13 protein-coding genes are annotated in these 16,115 nt (G+C 74.3%); 6 read left to right on the forward strand and 7 right to left on the reverse strand.

Translation table 11 applies throughout. The annotated features are described in order from the left end of the window. Positions 1–48 precede the first annotated feature (48 nt). The 4 genes from ACWCOM_RS07985 to dxs all read left to right on the forward strand — a co-directional run bounded on the left by ACWCOM_RS07985 (position 49) and on the right by dxs (position 8,660). A complete protein-coding gene (locus tag ACWCOM_RS07985) occupies positions 49–2,055 on the forward strand; it encodes an APC family permease (protein WP_454548211.1) in 2,007 nt (668 codons plus the stop codon). Continuing rightward, the gene (locus ACWCOM_RS07990) at positions 2,052–3,446 is read left to right on the forward strand and encodes a class I SAM-dependent RNA methyltransferase (protein WP_454548212.1); all 1,395 of its coding nucleotides are present in this window, start codon (positions 2,052–2,054) and stop codon (positions 3,444–3,446) included. The genes ACWCOM_RS07985 and ACWCOM_RS07990 overlap by 4 nt, the downstream gene beginning before the upstream one ends. A 159-nt stretch (positions 3,447–3,605) precedes the next feature. After that, entirely contained in the window at positions 3,606–6,428 is a 2,823-nt protein-coding gene (locus tag ACWCOM_RS07995; RefSeq protein ID WP_454548213.1) for an aconitate hydratase, read from the forward strand. A gap of 204 nt (positions 6,429–6,632) precedes the next feature. Continuing rightward, on the forward strand, positions 6,633–8,660 hold the full coding sequence (dxs, locus tag ACWCOM_RS08000) for a 1-deoxy-D-xylulose-5-phosphate synthase (RefSeq protein ID WP_454548214.1): 2,028 nt from the start codon (positions 6,633–6,635) through the stop codon (positions 8,658–8,660). Between the two features lie 5 nt (positions 8,661–8,665). On the opposite strand, the gene ACWCOM_RS08005 is transcribed toward dxs, so the two are convergent. Further along, the gene (locus ACWCOM_RS08005) at positions 8,666–9,100 is read right to left on the reverse strand and encodes a Rieske (2Fe-2S) protein (protein WP_454548215.1); all 435 of its coding nucleotides are present in this window, start codon (positions 9,098–9,100) and stop codon (positions 8,666–8,668) included. A 288-nt stretch (positions 9,101–9,388) separates the two neighbouring features. Here ACWCOM_RS08005 and ACWCOM_RS08010 point away from each other — a divergent pair, with 288 nt between their 5' ends. Next, positions 9,389–9,802, forward strand: coding sequence for a hypothetical protein (locus tag ACWCOM_RS08010; RefSeq protein ID WP_454548216.1), 414 nt, complete (start codon positions 9,389–9,391; stop codon positions 9,800–9,802). Between the two features lie 114 nt (positions 9,803–9,916). Here the strand turns inward: ACWCOM_RS08010 and ACWCOM_RS08015 are convergent, their stop codons facing one another. The 3 genes from ACWCOM_RS08015 to msrB form a co-directional block, all read right to left on the reverse strand. Next, a complete protein-coding gene (locus ACWCOM_RS08015; RefSeq protein ID WP_454548217.1) occupies positions 9,917–11,362 on the reverse strand; it encodes an HRDC domain-containing protein in 1,446 nt (481 codons plus the stop codon). Positions 11,363–11,414: 52 nt separating this feature from the next. Beyond that, a complete protein-coding gene (locus tag ACWCOM_RS08020; protein WP_454548294.1) occupies positions 11,415–12,077 on the reverse strand; it encodes a DUF3000 family protein in 663 nt (220 codons plus the stop codon). A gap of 72 nt (positions 12,078–12,149) precedes the next feature. Then, a complete protein-coding gene (msrB, locus tag ACWCOM_RS08025; RefSeq protein ID WP_454548218.1) occupies positions 12,150–12,602 on the reverse strand; it encodes a peptide-methionine (R)-S-oxide reductase MsrB in 453 nt (150 codons plus the stop codon). A 119-nt stretch (positions 12,603–12,721) separates the two neighbouring features. On the opposite strand from msrB, the gene ACWCOM_RS08030 reads away from it, so the two are divergent. Then, positions 12,722–14,044 (forward strand): alpha/beta hydrolase family protein, encoded by a 1,323-nt coding sequence (locus ACWCOM_RS08030; protein WP_454548219.1) that lies wholly within the window; start codon positions 12,722–12,724, stop codon positions 14,042–14,044. A gap of 5 nt (positions 14,045–14,049) precedes the next feature. Here ACWCOM_RS08030 and ybaK read toward each other — a convergent pair whose 3' ends face one another. The 3 genes from ybaK to ACWCOM_RS08045 are packed head-to-tail and all read right to left on the reverse strand — an operon-like array spanning position 14,050 to position 15,913. After that, positions 14,050–14,541 (reverse strand): Cys-tRNA(Pro) deacylase, encoded by a 492-nt coding sequence (gene ybaK, locus ACWCOM_RS08035; protein WP_454548220.1) that lies wholly within the window; start codon positions 14,539–14,541, stop codon positions 14,050–14,052. A gap of 11 nt (positions 14,542–14,552) precedes the next feature. Beyond that, a complete protein-coding gene (locus ACWCOM_RS08040) occupies positions 14,553–15,008 on the reverse strand; it encodes a SufE family protein (RefSeq protein ID WP_454548221.1) in 456 nt (151 codons plus the stop codon). Further along, a complete protein-coding gene (locus ACWCOM_RS08045; protein ID WP_454548222.1) occupies positions 15,005–15,913 on the reverse strand; it encodes a sulfurtransferase in 909 nt (302 codons plus the stop codon). Before ACWCOM_RS08045 ends, ACWCOM_RS08040 begins: the two co-directional genes overlap by 4 nt. Positions 15,914–16,115 lie beyond the last annotated feature (202 nt).

Raw genomic sequence — 16,115 nt, forward strand, 5'->3', positions numbered from 1 at the left:
GCCCGCCCCGGCGGACAATCGGTGCCGGACGGACTACCGTGGGGAGCCGTGCAGAGCATTCCCCGGACGCTGCGCCGCGCACTCGTCGGCAAGCCCATCCACAACGAGCGGTTACGCGACGCCGTGCTGCCCAAGCGCACGGCCCTGCCGGTGTTCTCCGCGGACGCGCTGTCCTCGGTGGCGTACGCGCCCGACGAAATCATCCTCACGCTCGCCCTGGCGGGGACCACCGCGGTCGCGATCTCCCCGTGGGTGGGGCTGGCCGTGCTCGTGGTGCTCGCGGTGGTCATCGCCGCCTACCGGCAGAACGTGCGCGCCTATCCCTCCGGCGGCGGCGACTACGAGATCGTCTCCCGCAACCTCGGGCGCACCGCCGGCGTCGGGGTCGGGGCGGCCCTGATGGCCGACTACGCGCTGGTCGTGGCGGTGTCCATGGCCACCGCCGCGCAGTACGTCACGGCGGCCCTGCCCGGGCTGGCGGAACGGCGGGTGGAGCTCGCGGTGGCGGGGGTGCTGCTCGTCGGGCTGCTCAACCTGCGCGGACTGGCCTTCATCGGCCGGGCCGCCGCCGTGCCCACCTACTTCTTCCTGGCCGTGCTCGCCGCGCTGCTGCTCGTGGGCCTGGGCCAGGACCTCGCCGGGTCCCTGGGGCAGGCCCCGAGCGCGGGCCGGGAGGTCCTCCCCGCCGCCGGCTTCGACGCCGGGCTGACCGGCCTGGCCGGGGCGCTGCTGGTGCTCCGGGCCTTCTCCTCCGGGGCCGTGGCCCTGACCGGCGTGGAGACCATCACCAACTCCGTGCCCTACTTCCGCAAGCCGCGCGCCGCCAACGCGGCGGCCACCCTCGGCCTGCTGGGCGCGCTCTCGGCGGCCATGCTCGCCGGGGTCATGTACCTCGCGGACCGCACGGACGTCGTCGTCGTCGGCAACCCCGAGGAGCAGCTGCTCGTGGACGGCCGCCTCCCGGCCCCCGGCTTCTTCCAGGACCCCGTCCTGGGCCAGCTCGCCAAGACGGTCTTCGGCACCGAGTCGCTGTGGTTCTACGTGCTCGTGGCCGCCACCGTGGGGGTGCTGGTGCTGGCCGCCAACACGGCCTTCTCCGGATTCCCCACGCTGGCGTCCCGCCTGTCGCGCGACGCCTTCCTGCCCCGGCAGCTGCAGGCGCGCGGGGACCGGTTCGCCTTCACCAACGGCATCCTGCTGCTGCTGCTCGTGGCCGTGGTCCTCACCGTGGCGTTCGGGGCCAACGTCAACCGCCTCATCCAGCTCTACATCGTGGGCGTGTTCGTCTCCTTCACCCTCACCCAGGCGGGCATGGTCAGGCACTGGGGGCGGGTCCGGCGGATGCGGCCCCACCCCGGGGCGCGGCGGGAGCTGTTCGGCCGCCGGGCGGTGGCCCTGGTCGCCTTCGTGCTGTGCGCGGCCGTGCTCGTGGTCGTGCTCGTGACCAAGCTGACCCAGGGCGCGTGGATCACCCTCGTGGCCATCGCGCTCCTCAGCGCCGTGATGGCCGGGGTCCGCCGGCACTACGACGCCGTGGACGCCGAGCTCGCCCTGCAGCCGGACTCCCCGGTGCGGGCCCTGCCCTCCCGGGTGCACGCCATCATCTACGTCTCCTCCGTGCGCAAGCCCCTCATGCGCGCCCTCGCCTACGCCCGGGCGTCCCGGCCCTCGACCCTCGAGGCGGTGGTCGTGGACACCAACGCCGCCGCCACCCGGCGGATCCTGGCCGAGTGGCAGCGGCTCGAGATCCCGGTGCCCGTCACCGTGCTCGACGCCCCCTACCGCGACACCATCGGCCCCGTGATCGACCACGTGCGCGGGGTCCGCCGGAAGTCCCCGCGGGACCTGGTCGTGGTCTACCTGCCCGAGTACGTGGTGCGCCACCGCTGGGAGCGGCTGCTGCACAACCAGGCGATCCGCCCGCTGCGCGCCCGCCTGCACCAGGAGCGCGGGGTCATGACCGCCTCGGTACCCTGGCACCTGTCCTCGGCCGCCGGCCAGGACGTGGGCCCCGAGTCCGCACCCGCCCCCCAGCAGAGAGCCGCCCGACCGTGACCTCCCCGCACCTCCCGGCCACCCCCGACGCGCACGACGAGCTCGAGCTGCGCCTCGGCCCGATCGCCCACGGCGGCCACACCGTGGCCCGCACCGGCGAGGGCCGGGTGGTCTTCGTCCGCCACGGCCTGCCCGGGGAGCTGGTCCGGGTCCGGCTCACGGAGGCCGGGCCCGAGGAGCGCTTCTGGCGCGGCGACGTGGTCGCGGTCCTGGAGGCCGGCCCCGGCCGCCGCGACCGGCACGTCTGGGCCCCGGCCGACGCGCTGCTGAGCTGGCGGCGCGGGCAGCCGCCCGTGGGCGGGGCGGAGTTCGGCCACGCCGAGCTCCCGGCCCAGCGCCGGCTGAAGGCGGCGGTGGTCGCCGAGCAGCTCTCCCGCCTGGCCGGTCTCGAGACCGCGGTGGAGGTCGAGGCCATGCCCGGCGAGGACGTCCTGGGCCTGGGCTGGCGCACCCGGGCGCACTTCGCCGTGGACGCCGCCGGGCGGATCGGGATGCACCCCCACCGCAGCGCCGCCGTCGTCCCGGTCGACGGCTTCCCGCTCGTCGTCCCCGCGATCGACGACCTGCGGCTGGCCGCGCTGGACCTGCGGGGCGTGGCGCGCGTGGACGTCGCGGCCCCGGCCGGCGGCGGGACGCCGCTGGTCCACCTGGCCCTGGCCGCCGGGGCCGACCGGCAGCGGCTGCGCCGGGAGCTGGACCGCCTCGCCGCCGGCCGGGAGGTCTCCGTCACCGCCCGCGCCGAGGACTCCCGCGAGCTCGAGACGTGGTCCGGGCGGGCGGCCGTCGTCGAGCACGCCGGCGCCCACCGCTGGGAGGTCTCGGCCGAGGGGTTCTGGCAGATCCACCGCAGCGCCCCCGGCCTGCTGCTCGAGGCGGTGCCGACAGCGGCCGGGGCGCGCCCGGGGGAGCACGCCCTGGACCTGTACGCCGGCGCGGGCCTGTTCACGGCCGCGCTCGCGGACGCGGTCGGCCCCGCCGGGTCCGTGCTCGCCGTCGAGGGCTCGCCGGTCACGAGCGCCGACGCGCGGCGCACCTTCGCCGACCGCCCGCAGGTCCGGGTGGAGCGCGGCAGCGTCGACAAGGTCGCCGCCCGGCTCTGGCCGGGCACCGCCCGCCCCCGGGGACGCAGGTCCCCCGGACGGGCCCGGGCGGCGGCCCGGCCGGACGTCGTGGTCCTGGACCCGCCCCGGGCGGGGGCCGGGCGGGTGGTCGTGGACCAGCTCGTGGCCCTGGCCCCGCGCCGGATCGCCTACCTCGCCTGCGACCCGGCCACCCTGGCGCGGGACCTCGGCCGGTTCCGCCGGGCCGGGTGGCGGGTGCGGTCGGTGCGGGCCTTCGACATGTACCCCAACACCCACCACGTCGAGACCCTGGCCGTCCTGGAGCCCTGAGCCGGGCCCGGTTGTGTCCGCGCCGCCACGGCGGCCCGGGAGCCACCGCGCGCACTCGGGCTACACTGACAGGTGACTGTTCACGGGAGAACACCCGGCACTTCGCCGGGGTCCTCCCGCGGGCGTTTCCATGACGGTGGCGAGAGGAGTTCCACGCATATGAGCACGGTGGACAGCTTCGGAGCCAAGGGCGTTCTCGACGTCGACGGCACCGAATACGAGATTTTCCGACTGAACACGCTGGAGGGGGCGCAGAAGCTCCCCTACAGCCTCAAGGTTCTGCTCGAGAACCTGTTGCGCACCGAGGACGGCGCCAACATCACGGCCGAGCACATCCAGGCCCTGGCCGGCTGGGACCCGGAGGCCGAGCCCAGCATCGAGATCCAGTTCACCCCGGGCCGCGTGATCATGCAGGACTTCACCGGCGTGCCCTGCATCGTCGACCTCGCCACGATGCGCGAGGCCGTCGCGGACCTCGGCGGCGACCCTGCCCGGGTCAACCCGCTGGCCCCGGCCGAGCTCGTGATCGACCACTCCGTGCAGATCGACTCGTTCGGCAGCCCGGAGTCGATCGAGCGCAACATGGACATCGAGTACCAGCGCAACGGCGAGCGCTACCAGTTCCTGCGCTGGGGCCAGACCGCCTTCGACGACTTCAAGGTCGTCCCCCCGGGCATGGGCATCGTCCACCAGGTCAACATCGAGAACCTGGCCCGCGTCGTCATGACCCGCGAGGTCGACGGCGTCCTGCGCGCCTACCCGGACACCTGCGTGGGCACCGACTCGCACACGACCATGGAGAACGGCCTGGGCGTGCTCGGCTGGGGCGTGGGCGGCATCGAGGCCGAGGCCGCGATGCTCGGCCAGCCCATCTCGATGCTGATCCCGCGCGTGGTCGGCTTCAAGCTGACCGGCCAGATCCCGGCCGGCGCCACCGCCACCGACGTGGTGCTGACCATCACCGAGATGCTGCGCAAGCACGGCGTGGTCGGCAAGTTCGTGGAGTTCTACGGCGAGGGCGTGGGCGCGGTGCCGCTGGCCAACCGCGCCACCATCGGCAACATGAGCCCCGAGTTCGGCTCGACCGCCGCGATCTTCCCGATCGACGACGTCACCCTGGACTACCTGCGCCTGACCGGCCGCTCCGAGGAGCAGGTCGCGCTCGTCGAGGCGTACGTCAAGGAACAGGGCATGTGGCACGACCCGGCCGAGGAGATCGCCTTCTCGGAGTACCTCGAGCTGGACCTCTCCACCGTGGTCCCCTCGATCTCCGGGCCGAAGCGCCCCCAGGACCGCATCTCCCTCACCGACGCGAAGGCGCAGTTCCACGAGGACCTGCAGAACTACGCCACGCACGTGGACGACAGCGCCTCCGGCAACACCGCGGACGACCAGTCGGCCCAGTCCTTCCCGGCCTCGGACGCCCCGGCCTACATGCCGGAGCACAGCCACACGAAGAACGAGGAGCCGCGCGAGCACCACGCCCACGAGGAGTCCGACCGGCCGACGAAGCTGGTCCCCGTGACCATGCCCGACGGCCGGGAGTTCGAGCTCGACCACGGCGCGGTGTCGATCGCCTCGATCACCTCCTGCACCAACACCTCGAACCCGTCGGTCATGATGGCCGCGGCGGTGCTGGCGCGCAACGCCGTCGAGAAGGGCCTCAAGGCGAAGCCGTGGGTCAAGACCTCGATCGCCCCGGGCTCCAAGGTGGTCACCGACTACTACGAGAAGTCCGGTCTGGTGCCGGCGCTGGAGGAGCTCGGCTTCTACGTCGTGGGCTACGGCTGCGCCACCTGCATCGGCAACTCGGGGCCGCTGGAGGAGGAGATCTCCCAGGCCATCCAGGACAACGACCTGGCCGTGACCTCGGTGCTCTCCGGCAACCGCAACTTCGAGGGCCGGATCAACCCGGACGTGAAGATGAACTACCTGGCGTCCCCGCCGCTGGTGATCGCCTACGCCCTGGCCGGCAACATGGACTTCGACTTCGAGAGCGAGCCCCTGGGCCAGGACGCGGACGGCAACGACGTCTTCCTCAAGGACATCTGGCCGGAGCCGGCCGAGGTGCAGAGGATCATCGACGCGTCCATCGACACGGAGATGTTCACCCGCGAGTACGGCACCATCTTCGACGGCGACGAGCGCTGGCAGAACCTGGACACCCCCACCGGCAAGACCTTCGAGTGGGATCCGCAGTCCACCTACGTGCGCAAGCCCCCGTACTTCGAGGGCATGACGATGGAGACGACCCCGGTCGAGGACATCGCCGGCGCCCGGGTGCTGCTCAAGCTGGGCGACTCGGTCACCACCGACCACATCTCCCCGGCGGGCTCCTTCAAGTCCGACACCCCGGCCGGCAAGTACCTCATCGCCAACGGCGTGGAGCGCAAGGACTTCAACTCCTACGGCTCCCGGCGCGGCAACCACGAGGTCATGATCCGCGGCACCTTCGCCAACATCCGGATCAAGAACCAGCTGCTGGACGGCGTGGAGGGCGGCTTCACCCGCGACTTCACCCAGGAGGGCGGCCCCCAGGCCGCCGTGTACGACGCCGCGATGAACTACCAGCAGGCCGGCGTCCCGCTGGTCGTGCTGGGCGGCAAGGAGTACGGCTCCGGGTCCTCGCGCGACTGGGCGGCCAAGGGCACCTCGCTGCTGGGCGTCAAGGCCGTCATCGCCGAGAGCTACGAGCGCATCCACCGCTCGAACCTCATCGGCATGGGCGTGCTGCCGCTGCAGTTCCCGGCCGGGGAGTCCGCCGGGTCCCTCGGCCTGGACGGCACCGAGACCTTCGCCATCCAGGGGGTGACGGCGCTCAACGAGGGGACCACCCCGAAGACGCTGAAGGTCGCCGCCACGAAGGAGGACGGCTCCACGGTCGAGTTCGACGCGGTCCTGCGCATCGACACGCCGGGCGAGGCGGACTACTACCGCAACGGCGGCATCCTGCAGTACGTGCTGCGGCAGATCGCCCAGTAGGTCCCCGGGCGCGCCACGGCGCGCCGGGGGAGCACGGGCGCCCGCCCGGTCCTGATCCAGGACGCACGAGGGGCCCGGTCCGGCGACGGACCGGGCCCCTCGTGCTGCCCGGGGGTGTCGGGGCGAGCGAGTAGGATCGGGGAACGTGCCGCCCCGGCGACCCCGGAACGGCCGACCACGACGCCGAGGAGTGCGGGAGGAAGCATGAGCGTGCTGGAACGGGTGTCCGGGCCCGAGGACCTCGCGGGGCTGACCCGCGCGGAGCTGACCGAGCTGGCCGCCGAGATCCGCGAGTTCCTCGTTACCCACGTCTCCGCGACGGGGGGCCACTTGGGCCCCAACCTGGGGGTCGTGGAGCTGACCATGGCGGTCCACCGCGTCTTCGACTCGCCCCGGGACTCCGTGGTCTTCGACACCGGGCACCAATCCTACGTGCACAAGCTGCTCACCGGCCGCCAGGACTTCCGCACGCTGCGCCAGGAGGGCGGCCTCGCCGGCTACCCGGACCGGGCGGAGTCGGCGCACGACATCGTCGAGTCCTCGCACGCGTCCTCGTCCCTGTCCTGGGCGGACGGCATCTCCCGCGGCTACGCCCTGACGGGGCAGACCGACCGGCACACCGTGGTGCTCGTCGGGGACGGTGCGCTGACCGGCGGCATGGCGTGGGAGGCCGTCAACAACATCGCCTCCGACCGCGACCGTAAGGTCGTGATCGTGGTCAACGACAACGGCCGCTCCTACGCCCCCACGGTGGGCGGGTTCGCCAACCACCTGGCCGAGCTGCAGGCGAGCGTGCAGCAGGGCGTGGACGCCGTGCGCACCGACCGGCGCTACGAGCAGACCCTCGAGTCGGTGAAGAACCTGCTCAAGCACTCCGGACCGGTGGGGGAGATGCTCTACCGGGGCCTGCACGGGATGAAGCAGGGCCTCAAGGACGTCGTGGTCCCGCAGGGTATCTTCGAGGACCTCGGCATGAAGTACCTGGGCCCGGTGGACGGGCACGACCTCGAGGCGGTCGAGCAGGCGCTGAGCAACGCCAAGAACTACGGCGGGCCCGTCATCGTGCACGCCATCACGGAGAAGGGCCACGGGTACGCCCCCGCGATCGCCCACGAGGACGACCAGTTCCACGCCGTGGGCGTCATCGACCCGGTCACGGGACGCTCCACCGCGACGAGCTCCGAGCGCAGCTGGACGGCCGTGTTCCGCGACGAGATCGCACGGATCGCCGACGAGCGCGAGGACGTCGTGGGCATCACCGGGGCCATGCTCATCCCGGTGGGCCTGCAGAAGATGCAGGCCGCCCACCCCGACCGCGTCGTGGACGTGGGGATCGCCGAGCAGCACGCCGTGGCGATGGCCGCGGGCATGGCCTACGGCGGGCTCCACCCGGTGGTCGCCCTGTACGCCACGTTCCTCAACCGCGGCTTCGACCAGCTGCTCATGGACGTGGCCCTGCACCGGGCCGGGGTCACCCTGGTCCTGGACCGGGCCGGGGTCACCGGGCCGGACGGGCCCAGCCACCACGGCATGTGGGACCTGGCGCTGCTCCAGATCGTCCCCGGACTGCACCTCGCCGCCCCCCGCGACGAGCCGACCCTGGTCGAGGAGCTGCGCGAGGCGGTGGCCGTCGCCGACGCCCCCACGGTCATCCGCTACCCCAAGGGATCGGTGGGCACGCCCGTCCCGGCGGTCGAGCGGCTCACCGACGGCGTGGACGTCCTCGCCCGCCGCGGCGGGGAGAGCGGCACCGAGGGGGCCCGCCGCGACGTCCTGATCGTCTCCGTCGGCGCCATGAGCGGGCTGTGCCTGGACGTCGCCGACCGGCTGGAGGCCCACGGGGTGTCCTCCACCGTGGTCGACCCCCGGTGGGTCCTGCCGGTGCCCGGATCGGTCATCGAGCTCGCCGCCCAGCACCGGATCGTGGTCGTGGTGGAGGACGGGGTGCGCGCCGGCGGGATCGGCTCGCGGATCCGGCAGGAGATGCGCGCCGCCGGCGTCGACACCGCCCTGAACGAGGTCGGGCTGCCGACCCGGTTCCTCGCGCACGGCTCGCGCGCGCAGGTCCTGGAGCGGGTGGGGCTCACCGCCCAGCGCGTCGCCCAGGACACCCTGGCCTCCGTGCTCGGCACCCGGGTGCCCTACGCCCGCCCGGTCGAGGCGCAGGACGACGGGATCCTCCCGGACACCGCCCGCAACGGCACCTCCCTGCCGCGGCCGGGCCGCGGCTGAGCGGCTCAGCCGAGGACGATCCGGCCCTCCCGGACGGCCACCGGGTACGGGGTGAGGCCCGTCCGGGCGGGTCCGCCCCGGACCTCCCCGGTCGCGAGGTCGAACTGCGACGCGTGACAGGGGCAGACGTAGAGCTGCTCCTCGGGCACGACCATGCAGCCCTGGTGCGGGCACACGGGGGAGAACGCCACGACCGTGTCCTCCGCCGGCCGGGCCACCACCGCCTGCACCCCGTCCCGGTCCACCTTGACGCCGGAGCCCACGGGCACGTCCTCGACGGCGCCCGCGTCCACGGGCTCCACGGGTCCCTCCGGCGGCCCGTCCTGGCCGCCGCACGCGCTCAGCGCCGCGGCGGCGCCCAGACCCGCGCAGGCCACCCCCAGGACCGTGCGCCGGGGCAGCGCGGAAGAGGAGACGGCGGGGAAGTCGGGCGCGGCCATGGGGGTCCTGTCGTCGGCAGTCCGGCGGGTGCCCCGCCAGTCTAGGCGCCGCCGCCGGGGCCCGGCGGGCCCCACCCGTGCGGACGGCCGGCGGCCGGGTCGTGCGCCCGGGACGTGCGCCCGGGCGCGGCGGGTGATCGCTCTCAGCGGAGCGCGGCGGGAGGCGGTGTCGGCCGCAGCATGTCATCAGTAGGATGATGATGACAACAGACACCGGGGACGAGCCGTGCACGAGTGGCTCCGACCCGTTCCCGGCGGCAGCGCCGGGACGGACGGAAGGACAGCACCATGATCAAGCGACTCATCTTCGTGACCGGTTTCGGCGTCGGCTTCGTGGTCGGCTCGGCCTCGGGCCGCAAGAGCTATGAGACCCTGAAGCAGAACGCCGTGAAGACCTGGCAGGACCCCAAGGTACAGGCGAAGGTCTCCGAGGGGACCGACTGGGTCAAGTCGGAGGTGCCCGTGGTCGGCGGCAAGCTCGCCGACTCCGCCAAGAAGGCCGCCGACACGGTCGGCACCAAGGCCTCGGACGCGTCCGCGACGGTCAAGGACAAGGTCTCCGGCTCCTCGGGCGACACCGGCGCGACGACCGGCACGTCCACCCCCGGCTACGCGGACCTGCAGACGGCGAAGCCGGTCACCCCGGAGTCCCCGCTGGAGCCGGCCGAGCCGCGTCCGGCCCCCGGCGACACCCAGCGCTGACCCCAGCAGCCCCGTGACGGGCCCCGGCCGACGGCCGGGGCCCGTCGTCGTGCCGTCCCGGGCGCGGCCCGGCAGGGGCGGCACCGCACGGCCGGCCGCCGGGGGACCGGCGGCTCAGGCGGCCGGTGCCCCCTCGCCGCCGGCCGCCGGGAGCCCGGTCCCGGGCTGCTTCGCCGGGGACGGAGCGGCCGGGGCCTGCTCGGCGGGGGAGAGCTCGGTGGAGGAGACCTCGGTGGGGAACTGCTCGGCGGAGGGCTGTTCGGCGTGGCGGGCGGCGCGCTTGCGGGCCCGCAGCTCCCGCCACGTCGCGCCGATGACGGGCGCCGTGAGCTCCACCTGCCAGCGGCGGGCGCCGAGGTCGCGCAGCCGGTCGGCGACCGCCTGGTCGCCGGTGCTCTTGGGCGGCTGCCAGCAGAAGCGGCGCAGGTGCTCCGGGGTGAGCAGGTTCTCGGTCGGCAGCCCGTGCTCCTCCGCCAGCTCGGTCACGACCGGCTTGAGGACCTTCAGCCGGGCGGCGGCCTCGGGACGCTTGACCTCCCAGGCCTTCACGGGCGGCAGGGCGTCGGACTTCACGGTGACGGGCACGAGGTCGGCGGCGTTGCGGGCCTCGGCAATCGCCCGCAGCCAGCGCGGGGCCTCGCGTGCGGCCTGCCGGCCGTGGAAGCCGGGCGTGGCCAGCAGCTGGGGCACGGTCCGGGGCATGGCCGAGGCGGCCGCCACGAGGGCGGCGTCGGGCAGCAGCCGGCTGGGGGAGAGGTCCTTGTGCTGGGCCAGCCGCTCGCGCTCCTCCCACAGCAGGCGCAGCGCGGTGAGCTGGCGGCGGCCCTTGACCTTGTTGATCCCGGAGGTCCTGCGCCACGGATCCTGACGCGGCGGGGCGGGCGGGGCCGTGCGCACGGCCTCGAACTCCTCCAGGGCCCACTCAAGCTTGCCCTGCTCCCGGAGCAGGTCCTCCATCGCCCAGCGCAGCGGGATGAGCATCTCCACGTCGAGGGCGGCGTAGTTGAGCCAGTCCTGCGGCAGGGGCCGCCGGGACCAGTCGACGGCGGAGTGCTCCTTCGCCAGCGTGTAGCCGAGCAGCTCCTCCGTCTCGGCGGCCAGGCCGACCCTCCGCAGCCCGGCGATGCGCCCGCCCAGCTCGGTGTCGAAGAGCCGGTCCGGCTCCATGTCCAGCGCCCGCAGCGACGGCAGGTCCTGCGTGGCCGCGTGCAGCACCCACTCCACGCCGGCGAGCGCCTCGTTGAGCACGGCCAGGGACCCCGTGGCCTCGGGGTCGATGAGCACGGTGCCCACTCCCTCGCGGCGCAGCTGGACGAGGAAGGCGCGCTGGCCGTAGCGGAAGCCGGAGGCGCGCTCGGTGTCGATCGCGGCCGGGCCCGTCCCCCCGGCGACGGCGGCGGCGGCCCGCTCGAGCCCGGCCACCGTCCCGATGACGGGCGGGACGCCGTCGAACGGGGCCGCGAGGTGGACGCTGTCGGGGATCTCGTAGTCCTCGAAGCCGGCGACCACGGGGGTCGAGGGCTCGTCGGGCGCGGATCGGCGGTCGGCTGGGCTGGTCAAGGAGCGTCTTCGATTCTGTGTCGGCCCCGTCGGGGCGCGGTCGGTTCGGTGGTCAGCGGCGCGGGTGCAGCACGGTCACCCCGCGCGGATAGGGCGGCAGGCCCGCGAAGGCGCAGACCGTGTCCGCCCAGGCGGCGAGGTGCGGCTCCACGTCGGGCCCGGCGGGCGTCCAGGACGCCCGCAGCTCGACGTCGGCCCCCTCGACCTGCTCCTCGAGGGTCCCGAAGCCCTCGGTGAGGACCCGGGACGCCGTGCCGCCCTCCCGAGAATATCCGGCCCGGTGGCGCCGGAGGGACTCGAGCAGCCGGGTCCAGGCGAGCCGCCCGGCGGTGTCGTCACATCCGACCTCCCGGCCCACGGCCGCCCGCGCCCAGGTCACGATCCGCAGCGGCCCGCCCCAGGCCTCGGGCTCGGAGGGGTCGAACAGGAGCACGAAGCGGCCCGCGGCCAGCTCGTCCGCCGGTCCCGGGACCCCGAGCTCGTCGGTCCGGGACGCCGCCCGCGGCAGCGCCGGGAGCGCCGTGCCGGGCTGCGCGCCAGGGCCGGCGGGCGGGGCCGGCGGCTGTCGCACCTCCGCGCGCACCGCGGCGGCGAAGGGTGCCAGGTGCGTGGGCGCGGGGATCTCGGTGAGCTCGATGCCGTCCCGGTACGGGGTGCGGAGCAGGTGCTCCAGGGCCTCCTGGAAGTCCTGGGACACCCCTGACAGGTCGCTCACCGTGCTCACACTGGAAGGGTAGGCCGTCCGGGCGCCGGTGTGGCCGGTGCCACGCCGCGCGCGGGCCCCCGGTCACGAGGAGGCGGGCACCAGCCGGACGGAGACGGAGTTGATGCAGTACCGCAGGTCGGTCGGGGTGGGGAAGCCCTCGCCGCCGAAGACGTGGCCCATGTGGGAGTCGCAGGCCGCGCACCGGACCTCCACGCGCTCCATGCCCAGGGCGGTGTCCTTGATGTAGCGCACCCGGTCCTCCGCGAGCGGCGCGTAGAAGGAGGGCCACCCGCAGTGGGCGTCGAACTTCGTCTCCGAGCGGAACAACTCCGCCCCGCATGCCCGGCAGGTGTACACGCCCTCGGTCTCGGAGTTCCAGTACTCCCCCGTGAAGGGCCGCTCCGTCCCGGCCTCCCGCAGCACGTGGTACTCCTCGGGGGACAGGATCGAGCGCCAGTCCTGCTCGGTCCGCTCGGCCGGCGCGGGGCGGTCGGCGGGCTCGTGGCGGTCGTCGTGCCTGGTGGTCTCGCTCATGGTGTCGTCCTCCGGGGTCGGGCGGGTGGTCTGGTGCATGCTCCGGGCCCGGAGCACCCGGCAGGGACAACCACGTGCCCCTCCGGGTTATGCCCGCGGCCCCGTGGAAGACTGGTGGCATGCCTCGACGCTTCCTCCCGGCCCCCGCCGCGGCCCCCGCGACGCCGCCCGCCCCGGCGACGGCGTGGGCGCGCGGCGCCGTGGTCGGCGCCGCCGCCACCGTGGGTGCCGCCTCCCTGTCCTTCGGGCTCTCCAGCGCCGCCGCGGCCTACTTCGCCCGGCAGGTCGTGGTGCCGCCGAAGTACCGCTCCGAGGATCTGCCCATCCTCGGGCTGAGCCGCAGCGGCGAGGACGGGGACCCGGCGGCGACGACCCTCGTGAAGCTGCCGGCCACGGTGGACACGACCGTGTCCGGCACCTACAGCCTGCGCTTCGACGCCGGCCGCGGCCACGCCCGGATCGGCGCGATCCGCTCCTACTCCCCCCAGGAGGGCACCGTGACCCGGGTGGTGGAGGAGGTCTACGCGGGGGACCTCGCGAAGGCCTCCCGCGGCTTCTGGTCCGGGACCGTGTTCCCGGACCCCGGCGCCGCCGGGGTGCCGTTCGAGGAGGTCGAGATCCCCATCGAGGTGGGTCCCGCGCCGTGCTGGGTCGTGCCCGCCGAGGGCGGGCCCACCCCGGAGGGCGAGCGGCCGCGGGAGCTGCCGGGGCCGTGGGCGATCATGGTGCACGGGCGCGGGGCCAACCGGATGGAGACGGTGCGCGCGGTGCCGGTGGCCCGGGAGCTCGGGCTGACCTCCCTGCTGATCTCCTACCGCAACGACCGCGAGGCGCCGCCCACCCACGACTTCCGGTACGGGCTGGGGTTCACGGAGTGGAAGGACGTGCAGACCGCGATCAGCTACGCCAAGTCCCGCGGCGCCACCCAGATCGTGCTCTTCGGCTGGTCCATGGGCGGGGCCATCTCCCTGCAGACGGCCGACCTCTCCTTCTACCGCGACGACATCGCGGCCCTGGTGCTGACCGGCCCGGTGGTGGACTGGTTCGAGCTGATCGCCCACCACTCCCGCACCCGGCGCATCCCCTCGGGGATCGGGCGGCTGGCCACGAGCCTCATCTCCCACCGGGCGGGGCGGATGCTGACCGGTCTCGCCGCGCCGGTGGACCTCAAGGCCCTCGACTGGCTCTCCCGCAGCGAGCAGCTGCGCACGCCCACGCTGGTGCTCCACTCGGTGGACGACGAGTTCGTCCCCGCCGCCAGCTCCCGCCGGCTCGCGGAGCTGAACCGGCTCGTGGAGTTCGTGCCGTTCACCCGCGCCCGGCACACCAAGGAGTGGAACGTGGACCCCCGGCGGTGGGAGGACGCGGTGCGGCGCTGGCTGCCGGAGCGGCTGGCGCAGGACGCCCGGTCCTGCGGGGGAGCCGCGTCCGTGCGGCGCTGACCCGGTCAGGCCCGCAGCGCCGCCGTGCGCCCGTTCGTGAGCCGCAGCAGCTCGGCCGGGGCCAGCTCCACGTCCAGGCCCCGGCGCCCGCCGGAGACGAGCACCGTGGGCCACGCGAGCGCGGACTCGTCCAGCACGGTGGGGGAGGGGGTCTTCTGGCCCAGCGGGGAGATGCCTCCGACCACGTAGCCGGTGCGCCGCTCCGCCGGGCCGGGCTCGGCCAGGGCCGCCCGCTTCCAGCCCAGTGCGGCCGCGGCCGCGCGCACGGACAGCCGGGACGAGACGGGCAGCACCGCCACCGCCCAGTCGCGCTCGTGGACGAGCACGAGGGTCTTGAAGACCTGCCCGGGGTCGCGGCCCAGCGCGGCGGCGGCCTCCAGTCCGAAGGACGCCGCCGCGGGGTCGTGCTCGTACTCGTGCCGGGTGTAGGCCACCCGCTCCCGCTCCAGGAGGGCGACGGCGGCCGTGGGCGCGGGGCGGCGGGCGGTCCTGGCCATGGGGTGGGCGCTCAGGCGCCCTGGAGCTCGCGCACGCGCCGCTTGACCCGCCCGAGCATCGCCGACATCCCGCGCATCCGCAGCGGGGAGACGAGCTGGGTCAGGCCGAAGCGCTCCGGCAGGTCGTCCGGGACCGCGAGGACCTGCCGGGCGGGCAGGCCGTCGAGCCCCTCGTGCAGGATCGACGCGAAGCCGCGGGTGGTGGGCGCCTCCGCCGGGGCGGAGAAGAACAGCCGCACCGGGGTCTCGGGGCCGGGTGCGGCGCCCTCGTCCCACTCCACGGCCAGGAACAGCGGCGACTGGCACTCCACGACCTGCTCCAGCTCCTCCGGGTGCTCGCCGAGCCGGGCGGGCAGGGCCGGCAGGGAGCGGGAGAACTCCAGCAGCAGCTGGAGCTTGTCCTCCTCCGGGACGGCCGTGAAGTCCTCGACGAGCTCCTCGAGCTGGGCGGGCAGCGGGGCGCTCATCGCGCCGACCCCGGGGCCTCGCCGCGCTCCTCGCCGACGACGATCGGCACCCGCACGGAGTTGCCCCACTCGGTCCACGAGCCGTCGTAGTTGCGCACCTTCTCGAAGCCGAGCAGGTACTTCAGCACGAACCACGTGTGGCTGGAGCGCTCGCCGATGCGGCAGTAGGCGATGATGTCGTCGCCCTCGGCCAGGCCGACCTCGTCGCGGTAGACCGCCTCGAGCTCCTCGCGGGAGCGGAACCGGCCGTCCTCGGCGGCGGCCCGGGCCCACGGCACGGAGGCCGCGGTGGGGATGTGCCCGCCGCGCAGCGTGCCCTCCTGGGGGTACTCGGCCATGTGGGTGCGCTCACCGGTGTACTCCGGCAGGGACCGGACGTCGATCAGCGGCTGCCGGCCCAGGTGGCCGAGCACGTCCTCCCGGTACGCCCGCGCCCGGGAGTCGTCGCGCTCGACGACCGGGTATTCGGCGCGCCCCGGCGCGACCTTGTCGGTGGACAGCTCGCGGCCCTCGGCGATCCACTTGTCCCGCCCGCCGTTCATGAGCCGCACGTCCGGGTGGCCGAACAGCTCGAACACCCACAGGGCATAGGCGGCCCACCAGTTCGACTTGTCCCCGTAGAGGACCACGGTGGTGTCGCGGGAGATGCCCTTGCGGGACATCAGCTCCGCGAACTGCGCCCCGTCGACGTAGTCGCGGGTGTCGGGGCGGTTGAGGTCGGTGTGCCAGTCCACCTTCACGGCGCCGGGGACGTGCCCGGTCTCGTAGAGCAGCACGTCCTCGTCGGACTCCACGACCACCACGCCCGGGTCGTCCAGGTGCTCGGCGACCCACTGCGTGGACACCAGCCGCTCGGGGTGCGCGTACTGCGCGAACTCTTCGTTGTTCTCCACGGCAACGCCCATGGGAGCTCCTTCCGGGGTGGGGATCGGATTCCCCTCCAGCGTAGTGCTCCCGGCCGGGCGCCGCCCCCGCACGGGAGCCGTGGGGGGCGGGTCGGCCGGGATTTCGCGGTCGGCGCACCGTCGGCCGCGGGCCGCGGGCTAAGATCGCCGGACCACCCGCGCGTCCCTCCGGCGTGCCGACACAGCGAGCCGTCGTGCCCGG

This window comes from Kocuria sp. KH4 (genome assembly GCF_053711175.1).